Source organism: Leptolyngbya sp. AN10, assembly GCF_050565645.1.
Lineage (GTDB): Bacteria > Cyanobacteriota > Cyanobacteriia > Leptolyngbyales > Leptolyngbyaceae > Leptolyngbya.
In genome coordinates, this window is the sequence record NZ_JBNXVP010000086.1 from 1 (window position 1) to 10,147 (window position 10,147).

The 10,147-nt window shown below is 42.4% G+C and carries 5 protein-coding genes and 1 pseudogene; 5 read left to right on the forward strand and 1 reads right to left on the reverse strand.

Annotation, left to right across the window (positions count from 1 at the left end):
- Positions 1-128: 128 nt before the first annotated feature.
- A pseudogene (locus ACQ4M5_RS41355) lies at positions 129-821 on the forward strand (IS982 family transposase); the annotation flags it as partial.
- A gap of 173 nt (positions 822-994) precedes the next feature.
- Here ACQ4M5_RS41355 and ACQ4M5_RS41360 read toward each other — a convergent pair.
- A complete protein-coding gene (locus ACQ4M5_RS41360; RefSeq protein ID WP_430681627.1) occupies positions 995-3,106 on the reverse strand; it encodes a hypothetical protein in 2,112 nt (703 codons plus the stop codon).
- Between the two features lie 269 nt (positions 3,107-3,375).
- On the opposite strand from ACQ4M5_RS41360, the gene ACQ4M5_RS41365 reads away from it, so the two are divergent.
- The 4 genes from ACQ4M5_RS41365 (at position 3,376) to ACQ4M5_RS41380 (ending at position 10,040) form a co-directional block, all read left to right on the forward strand.
- The gene (locus ACQ4M5_RS41365; protein WP_430681628.1) at positions 3,376-6,120 is read left to right on the forward strand and encodes a DDE-type integrase/transposase/recombinase; all 2,745 of its coding nucleotides are present in this window, start codon (positions 3,376-3,378) and stop codon (positions 6,118-6,120) included.
- A complete protein-coding gene (locus ACQ4M5_RS41370) occupies positions 6,108-7,238 on the forward strand; it encodes an AAA family ATPase (RefSeq protein ID WP_430681629.1) in 1,131 nt (376 codons plus the stop codon). The genes ACQ4M5_RS41365 and ACQ4M5_RS41370 overlap by 13 nt, the downstream gene beginning before the upstream one ends.
- 137 nt (positions 7,239-7,375) lie before the next feature.
- Complete coding sequence (locus tag ACQ4M5_RS41375; protein WP_430681630.1) at positions 7,376-8,929, forward strand: TniQ family protein; 1,554 nt, start codon at positions 7,376-7,378, stop codon at positions 8,927-8,929.
- Between the two features lie 55 nt (positions 8,930-8,984).
- Positions 8,985-10,040 carry a TniQ family protein gene (locus ACQ4M5_RS41380; protein ID WP_430681631.1) on the forward strand — a complete coding sequence of 352 codons (1,056 nt, stop codon included), beginning with the start codon at positions 8,985-8,987 and terminating at the stop codon, positions 10,038-10,040.
- Positions 10,041-10,147: the final 107 nt, after the last annotated feature.

A 10,147-nucleotide genomic window follows, 5' to 3' on the forward strand; every position in this document is an offset into this window, starting at 1 on the left:
GCTAATACACTCCGGATTTCTGTTGAGATTTTTGGCGTGTCGTCGAAGTTGATTAAATTCCTCAATCGCCTATCTGTCAAGCGTTCTGAGTCTTCCTAATGCACTGGTTGCGTATCTCGTGGGCACAGTACTATCAAGAGAAAGTGCAGCGCGAGTGGACCACTGCGTTTCCCGGACTGGTGAGCTATCAACGCTTTATCGATTGGGTTCCGGGCACGCTAGTGCCAATGTGCGCCTATCTGCGTGCCTGTTTTGGCAAGTGTAGTGGCATCAGTTTTATGGATTCTACTTGCATCAAAGTCTGTCACAATCGCCGCATCAAGCAGCACAAAGTCTTTGAGGACTTAGCGGCGCGTGGCAAAACCTCGGTCGATTGGTTCTTTGGCTTCAAGCTGCATCTGGTCGTGAATGACCGCGGCGAACTGCTGAATTTCGTCCTCACTCCTGGCAATACCGACGACCGGACACCCGTCCTGAAATTAGTGCAGCAGTGATTTGGCAAAGTGTTTGCTGACAAGGGTTATGTCTCACAAAAACTGGCAAAGCAACTGCTCGAAACCGCAGGCATCCAACTGATGACTAAGCTCAAACGCAACATGAAGCAGCGGTTGATGCCCCTGGGTGATCGCTTACTGCTTCGCAAGCGTGCCATCATCGAGACGATCATTGACCAGTTGAAGAACATTTCGCAAGTTGAGCATTCACGCCATCGTTCTCCGGTCAACTGCTTTGTCAACATTTTGGCTGGATTGATTGCCTATTGCCACCAACCTAAGAAGCCATCCATCGCACTTGACCACAATTTGCTGCTTCCGGCTTAACCCGTACTCACGTTAAATCTACTTGATCGGTCTCCCGACAATGAGATGATCGAGCGGAAAGCTCACAATTTTTACGAACATCAAGTCAACTGCTTAGAAAATTCCATATTTCTGTCAATCAGAAATTGATGTGCTAGGTGGGGCATTTAACTCAGTAATTGCCAGCATCCACATCAAACTCTTCTAAAGAAATCTGCTATGTCTGGGGAAGATGAACTTAATTTACTAATAAGATACGCTGTCAACTCTTGACCAATGTTGCGTTCCATGGGGGTTCGATAGCAGAGTGGACGAATGTTACCTAAAGCTTCAGTCTCTATAGTTACTTTCTCTAAGCTTGTCTGATCCCATTCTGGATAAACAAGCCGTTCTACAGTTAGCATAGGTTCTAGCTGCAGACTATCATCAAAACTGAATTGCATCAACGAGCGTGCAAACAGACGCTCTTGGAAATCAAGATTACCTGAGACGATATCAATGTCAAATTCACCGTTCTGATTCATCCTTAAACAGAGATTAGTATAAATAGAGTCGAACTCAACAGAAGTCCAGGAACCCTGAATAGATTCATTGGTTGAAATTACCTGTTCAAAAAAAGCTCGATCGGTCTGAAAAAACTGCTCTATATCTATGTTAGAAAGCTCCACATAGCCTTTGCGACCAAGATATTTCATTACACTTAGATAGTTGTGACTAAAAGAGTGAGAGAACGAATCTTTGACTACTCCAACAAGCAAGATATTTCTCTCCCAACAGGCTTCAATTAGAGCGCGGATACCAATAGCGATCAAGAAACAAATATCATAAGGGGAAGAAACCTTCTGAGCCAGAGTTCGTCTCTCACCGTCAAAGTCAGGATATCCAAGCGGAAGTCTGTTCCTTTTTCCAAATGTTACACGACAGCTAAGATCAAATAGTTGGACACAATCATTCCAAGCGGAAGCACAATCTATGTCTGTAGTAAGCCAAGTATCACCTTGGCGAATCTCTTCATAAGCAAAAGGAGACTCCAGACCTTGAAAGTCTTGCTCTGTCAAAGAATCAATAGCTCGACTCAAATCAGCAAGAGTGAGGTTATGCTGTGATGCAAATTTGTCTATATTGATGGTGTTGCTAGTCTGACTGTGGAACTCAGCGATGAGTGACTTATATTGATTTCTCTCTTGTGTGGAAGGAATTTCTAGTCTTGAATGAAAAGGATGAGCAAGGGCAGCTACAGCTTTTTTAGGAGAAACCCCTATCTTTTTTAGTATTGGTATAGAAGATAACTCTGGAACACGGCGTGCTAGGATTCCTGAGGGAGAAAAGTCAAGAATAATAACCTTCAGATCCTGAAATTCAGATGTGAGAGCCGCCTCGTATGCTTGGTAAATCTTAAGTAACTCTACCGCCCTCAAGTCGACATCAGAGCCTCGCACTCGTTCATTATCTGAGATAGGCACCTCAGACCTTGTGTGATTGTAAGCATTAGTAAATTCAGCTAGGGGAATGTGAACTTGAGTGCTTGTCGATGCATGTCTATTACTAGATATAGGCTGTGGTGAGTATACAGGCAGGTCATTACCTATTTCAAGTTCAAGGGTTTCCTGTAAGACATCAACTATCGTGGATGCAATGATAACATCATTAACAACCGCCTTACTGCAAGATCCTCCTACAGCAGCGAGCTTAATATTTCGAGTATTGAAGAAAGAGTTAGCATCCTGAAGCAAGGCATCAAGAAAGACTCTGCTGTTGAGAGACTCTTGAAGAGAATTGATAAGCCGGTGAAAAAGTCCATGATATAAGTCGCGGTGACTTTGAATGCGATTTGTATGACTTTTTGCCTTTGACTTGCTTTCTTCTTGAACTTTAATTAGAGGCTGCTCCAATAAAAATTGCTGAGTAGCCCGCGGATTCAAGTAGTCTTCAGCATCTTGATATTGAATATTAGACCACCACGATTGCTGCTCACACCACTCGATAAATTTTATGAGTGCGGCCCGATAAGTGCGCTGAACCGTTCGAGAGACGTGCTGCTGCTCAAACCAGCGCTGTTGTATCTCAAGCGCAGATGAGGCTCCCCGTAAACTGATCCGTTTCATCTGATCAAGCCCTTTCTCAACCTCCCATTTTGTTAGTCGATCACCTCTAGGCACTGAAAAACCCCAGCCAGGCAGGGTGTACCGCAACAAAGCCGTTTTGGTGCGCGACAGCGTTGCCTTGGCTTGCTCTTCGCTTTGATGAGTCTGAACCCAGGCTTGATAAAGAGTCCAGAGATCAAATAGTGAGTCGCATTTTGTCATGTCGGATTTGTTTCAGTGCGAAGGCGATTTACCCGCTTATCTGATACAGATTGCTTTCCGCAACGGGTTCAATCTGTTCAGCGAGTAATTACTTAAGAGACCGTTTACGCCTCCATATGAACTATGAAAGCAATTTTCTCTTCAGGTATTGCTTATATTGCTTATATTGCTTATATTGCTTATATTGCAGAGAGGGTTTAATTTGTTTCTTCTCTATCATTGCCTCAGCACCTCATAGACGCTGGGAACCTATTTGTTTAGCGAAAATTATGCTAACCGACCTCGAATTTATGAATTGGTGCGATCGCTTCAACCTTCCAGAGCAAGGTCAGAAACTTCTGGAAGAGATCCGGTCTAGCGAGCCAGTGCGGCGAGAAGGGGGTGGAGATAACAATACCTACGGCTTTTACTCTAGTAAAAAAATGAGAAAAACTATTGGGTTTGAATCTGGTACCGTTGAGGCTCCTGGAATTGAACAATTTTATGAATATAGTGATGATGTTCTAGAGTTTTATAACCAGCCATACCGATTCACACTTAAATACGAGTCAAAAAGCGGAAGATTGGTTTCCCCAGGGTATACTCCTGACTTCTGTGTTGTTCGTCGCGACTCGGTAGGAATTGAAGAATGGAAGCCAGAACAAAAGTTGCTACAACTAGCCGAGGAGCAGCCTAACCGTTACTACAAGGATGAACATGGACAATGGCGTAGTCCACCAGCGGAAGAGGTGATACAGCGATACGGATTCTATTACCGTATTCGTACAGATACAGAGATTAACTGGGTTAAAGTCAGTAATATTAGGTGTCTGCGAGCCTACTGGAATAAAGAGTATCCGGTAAGTTCGGAAATTGCTGATGCGGTCTCTTCAATCGTAGCTGCCTGTCCTGAGGGCATTTCTTTAACCCAGTTGAGGCAAGAAGCTAGCGAAGCAACAACCGACGACATTTATGCCCTTCTTGCTAAGGGCGTGATCTGGTTCGACGATGCGGCTTCATCACTGACAGATGATCAAGAACGGGTAAGGATTTTTAGCAGCAGTCAGGTAGCAGAAGCTTGTGTTCTAATTCAACAAACTCAAACTTCTTCACTCGCTAGTACTCTGCAAATAACAGATCTTATCGAAGGAACTAACTTCTATTGGGGAGGCAAACTACGAACAATCGTTCACATTGGCGAGGGTTTATTGTTCATTCGTGGCGATAATAATTTAATTCGTCTGAGCTACGCTGATTTCCATTCGTTGATTCAGCAGGGAGATATAGCCTATCCTAAAAAGCAGACGGCAGAAGCCTTCTCGGATAAAGTTCGAGACATTCTACTGCAAGCAAGTCCAGCAGACTATGAAGAGGCGAATCGGCGATATTGGATTATTGCTCCTGAACTGCATGGACAATCTCCTAATGAAGATACACCCGCTCGCACTCGTCGCGCTTATAAAGCAAATTACAAAACTGCTGAAGCGAAATATGGTCTTGGTTTTATTGGATTGTTGCCTCAAGAAAATCCAGGAAACCACTATTCCCGATATTCTCAGGAAGTTTGGGATTTCGTCGATCACATTATTGCTACGGAATACGAGAATGGTAATCAACCAAATAGACTTGCTGCTTATGGCATACTACTAGCCAAGTGGGAAGAAGAAGAGAAGATTGGAGAACCTCCAAGCTACCAAGCTTTCTGCAAAAGAATTAAGCATCGCCCTCTAGAACAACAGGTTTTTGCACGTCAGGGCAAACGTGCTGCATATCAGGTATCTCCGATCTACTGGGAGGTAGACTACAAAACCCCTCGACACGGTAGTCGTCCATTTGAGAATTGCCACATTGATCACACTGAGGAAGATATTGAAGTCATTTGTCCACGCACCGGGCGAAATCTTGGGCGACCATGGACAACCGTATTAATTGATGCCTACAGTAGGCGGATTTTGGCTGTGTATATGTGCTTCGATCCTCCTAGCTACAGAAGTTGCATGATGGTACTCAGAATCTGCGTACAACGTCATAACCGCTTTCCCGAAACAATCATAGTTGATAACGGAAAGGAATTTCTGAGCACCTATTTTGATACATTTTTAGCTGCTTTTGGCTGCCATAAGAAACATCGCCCAGCAGGAAAACCTCGGTTTGGTTCAATCATTGAGCGCTTTTTTGGCACAAGTCATACCCAATTTTTCTATAACTTGAGAGGCAATACCCAGATTACTAAATTCGTTCGCATCATGACGAAATCTCATGACCCAAAATTGAAAGCCATTTGGGTTCTGGATGAGCTTTACGAACATTACGCTTTTGGCTATTGTTACGGGTTCTATGATGAAAAAACTCACCCTGCACTGGGACAAAGCCCCAAAGAGGCATTCGATAGTGCAATGTTAAATACTGGTAGTCGCCCTCAGCAGTTCATTAAGTACAACGAAGCATTCATTATACTGTCGCTTCCATCGACTAGGAAGGGAACCGTCAAAGTACAAGTTGGTCGAGGGGTTAAGATTAATGGTTTCTGGTATGGTGCCAAGGATGGCTCTTTCAATCATCAGGGGGTTGAAGGCACCCAAGTAGCAGTTCGCTACAACCCGTTTGATTTGGGTGAAGCTTTTGCCTATGTACTAGGAAAATGGGTTCGATGTATCTCAGAACATTACTCGACTTTACGTGGACGAACAGAAAAAGAATTGCAAATTTACAGTGCTGAGAAACGCCAGGAGAAGCGTAAGTATGGACAAGAACTATCAGATATAGCGAAGGGTAACGCAATTCGTTTTCTTGCCTCAGACCGACCATCTGAAAAACAAGCACTGCAACGTCAGCGCGATTTATCACAACGAGAAGTTCATCAGGTAATTGACGGCGACCATACTAAACCGCTGCCTCTAGACTATGGGACTGCTGCACAGGTTGGAACGAGTGATAATTACAATGGTACAGATGCATTGGATTGTGAGCTTGTTAGTGAAATTGACTTGACTGACATCGAGCCTTACGAGGTTAATGAGCTATGGGAAATGTAGATTCGCGCCCATTTCCACAGGATCTTCTGCAGCGCTCCAAGTCTGAAGTCTTGAACTACTTTGACGAGAAAGTTTTCGTGCCTCATCGCAATATTAAAGATGCGCTGGAGCAGCTTCTAGATTGTGTTTTAGAACCTGCAGGAACCTCAATATATCTCGTTTTTGGATGTACAGGTTCTGGAAAATCGACGCTGCGTCGTCAGTTTGAGAATAAACTGATTGGGCATTTTATGCAGGATATGATTGATGACCCAGGACGCATTCCTGTCGCAGGATTTGAGATTCCTACTCAAACAGGGAAGTTTGACTATGGAGACTATTACACACGGGCGTTGGAAGCATTACTAGAGGTTTTGATTGAATCGAAAATACAATATCCTTCTCTTGATTTTGAAGATGACTCTCAACGAATTATTTCCCATAGCGTAAAGACAAACGCGAAACGTCGTGCTCTAGAGAAGGCGTTGAAAAACCGAAAATTAGCTGCTTTCAATCTGGATGAGGCGCAACAATTGCTGATGGTGGCAGGAGCAGCCAAGATGCTGAATCAATTTGACTGGATTAAATCAATGGCGAATATAAGCAAAACAACACATGTTTTGTTCGGCACCTATGAATTGCTCAACTGCCGCACATGGAATGGTCAGACTGGAAGACGTAGCGAGGATATTCATCTTGCAAGGTATCATGCAACTGATAAAAACGACTACGCGGAATTTGCTAAAACGATTAAAACACTTCAAAAGTTCTTACCATTACAGCAAGAGCCAGATTTGTCTAAGCACTACGACTACTTAATTGAGTATAGTCTTGGTTGCGTTGGTATTCTTAAAAACTGGCTGCTTCGATCTCTGAGAATTGCTTTGAAGGCTGATGAACATACGCTTCTATTGAGTCATTTAAAGAAGGGAGAGCTTCCCAAAGTCAGACTTAAGCAAATACGTGAAGAAGCTGAACGAGGTGAACAGATCCTGAAAGAGGAAGCTTCGCCTAATATAAATACACAAGGCTCCTTCAGTTCAGCAAACGATAGTGGTACAAGAAATAAAAATCAGAATCGTTCCAAACCAGGTATGCGAAACCCCAAAAGAGATACTGTAGGTTCGCCACAAGAGTAAGAATAATGTGCGTCCCTGTAGCAATGTATTTTGGTTGAACAGCTATGTGATAAGAGGCTGAATAACTCGCGTCAGGGAGTTTCTGAAGGAAGGTAGTTAATCGCTACAAGTGGATGTCTTTTCAAAATTAGTTGAATATGGATGTAGAAGAAATAGATATGTTAAAAACTCTTGATGACAATGAATTATGGAGCTGTGGCAAATTTGATATTCCGCAACGTAGTACTCTTTTCAATATTCAGCCTGTAGGACTTCGTACTGCTAGTGTTGAAAGCCTTATTAGCTATGTAATGCGTCTTTCCAATGAACATTGTCTTCATCCATCAGATTTAATGTTTCAGATGGTTTTCCCGCTCTTTAAGAATGGTGAGACCATATGCAAACACAAAGCGTTTAGTAATAAAATCGAAACTTTGAATGGTTTTAGATCACGAGCGAAAGAACTTGTTGATTCACTCGAAACGCTAAGCTTAAGACAAGACCTAAAATTCTTAACCTTGCTCCCTCTATCTGAATTATTTAGTGGTACTAATGAAAAGGTTTTTCATACGCGCCGAACTTGGTGTTCTTCCTGTCTTGAAGAGTTTCGATCTTCTGGAACGACAGTCTATGAAAAACTAATATGGTCTTTTAGACAAGTGGAAATATGTTTAGAGCATCAAGAGTTTCTTTCTCATAAATGTCCTCATTGTGATAGTGAAATGGCTTCTCTCATGGGTCATTCAAGAGCAGGATATTGCTCAAGGTGCCAAAAATGGCTAGGTATCTCTAAGAGTTTGAAGGTTAAAAAGTGTGATGAACGAGAGCCTGACTTACTATGGAAGATGTATGCAGCAGATAATATCGGACGACTAATAGCCTGTTCATTCCAGCTTGAACTTTCATTAACTCAAGTAAATGTTACATCTGCTATTTCTGATTGTATTAATCAAATTTCGGGTGGAAACAAAGAAGCGTTTTGTCGGTTAGTTGGAATACCACGTAAAGCATTAACTGAAAGGTTAAGAAATAGTACTCCACCTAACTTTAGCCGCATTTTGCTTATTTGCTACAGACTTCAAGTGCCTATTCTGGATTTTCTCACAGGTAAGTTTGACAATAGTACTCTTTGTCTAAGCGAGGAATTAAGAGAGAAGGTGCAAATCAAAAGTAGAAAGAGGTCGAACTCTCATAACCAAGTTGGTAGAGAATCTCTACGACAGTTACTTGTAGCAGCGTTGGAGGAAGTTCCTCCTCCAACGCTAGATTCAGTAGTTGAAAGAAGTGGATATGTAAGAAATACAGCTATTAAATACTTTCCAGATTTATGCAGCCAGATTCGCCATCGGTATTTTCAAGGTAAATTAACAAGCATTAAGTTTATTCTTGATGCCGCATTAGAAGAAACCCCACCGCCACCACTAATAAAAGTAGTAAAGCGCTTAGGCTACTCTAGTAAAAAATCTATCTTTGAACATTTCCCATCTGAATGTGTTCAGATTGTAGAGCGTCACAAAGTGTATTGTAAAAACCTCGTGAAACAGCGGCAAGAACAGGAATGCTTATTCATTCAGGAGATTGCTGATCATCTTCGCTCTCAAGGAGAAGCTGTTACTAGATCTGCAATTGTAAAACTTGGACTGAAACCAGTATCCATCAGAAAAAAGCATGTTCAAAACAAATTAAAAGAGGTTTTAGATAAATGGGCATGAGCTAAAAAAACATACAATTCTTTTTCAACAATCCTGCTCTACGTGAAGCTTTTGTATGCACAATCTGGTTGCTTTAGAAGATGTTGTTATACCAGCACGAAGCTTACTACATCATCTGCGTTTAATCAACATCCGGCATATCTATGTAGAAAGCTTATCAAGTCATATCATCCGTTTATCCGAATCTCATAGTGTATACACAGGTGTTCTGATGGAATATGTCCTTGCGCCCCTGTTACAAAAGACATATGGAGGAGCACATCTTAATAAAATTTATAGTCATGTATGTGCATTGAATGGTGTTGGCACTATGGCATTTGATCTAGTTAACGTTCTAGAGAGCCAAACTCTTCACAAGGAGCTAGAATTTCTGACAATGCTGCCATGGTCTGAGGTAGTTCCAGTACAATCGTTGATGCGTTCTGTTAGAGCTTGGTGCCCTATATGTTATGAGGAATGGCGAATTAACCGTTCAGTAATCTATGATCCTTTACTATGGACATTAGATGTAGTTAAAATTTGCCCTGTTCATCGGCGGAGTCTAGACTCTGTTTGTCCTCACTGTCACCATTCAAATCGGTTGATGTCTTGGCGATCACGCCTAGGATACTGCTATAAGTGTGAAAAATGGCTGGGTAGCCTATCCTCCACTCCTCCAACCGAGAACAAGAGCCAGTCGGAAACTGAATTGGAATGGTTGATTTGGGCAGCGAACTCTGTTGGAGAATTAATCGCAACTGCCCCTAGTATGCAATTTAAACCATGTCGGAATAGAGTAGCAAAGGGTCTAAGTACCTGCGTTAAGTTGTTCGCAGATGGCAATGTAGCAGAATTTTCTCGACTTATTCAAACTCCCAAAAATACGGTATGGCTCTGGTGTAACGGTAAGACTCTACCTCAATTGGATGCTCTTTTAAAGTTATGTTTTCGTCTGAAGATCTCGGTTCTCGATTTACTCACACAAGACGAGATTGAAGTAGTCAATGACTCGATCCGGCTTTTACCTAATACGTTCTTTCCCTCAAAGCATAGAGGTGAAATAAAATTCACCAATCCTCACCAAATCCGTTCGCAGTTAGAAACTGTACTGCTAACCCAAGTTGCGGGTTAGGCAAGCCAGAGAAACTTTGTATCGATGAGCGCAAAGAAACCAGCGCAGCGATTGCTGCGCGTCTGGTGTAGAGCATTGCGCTTTACGTGCGAGCATTGCGCTTTACG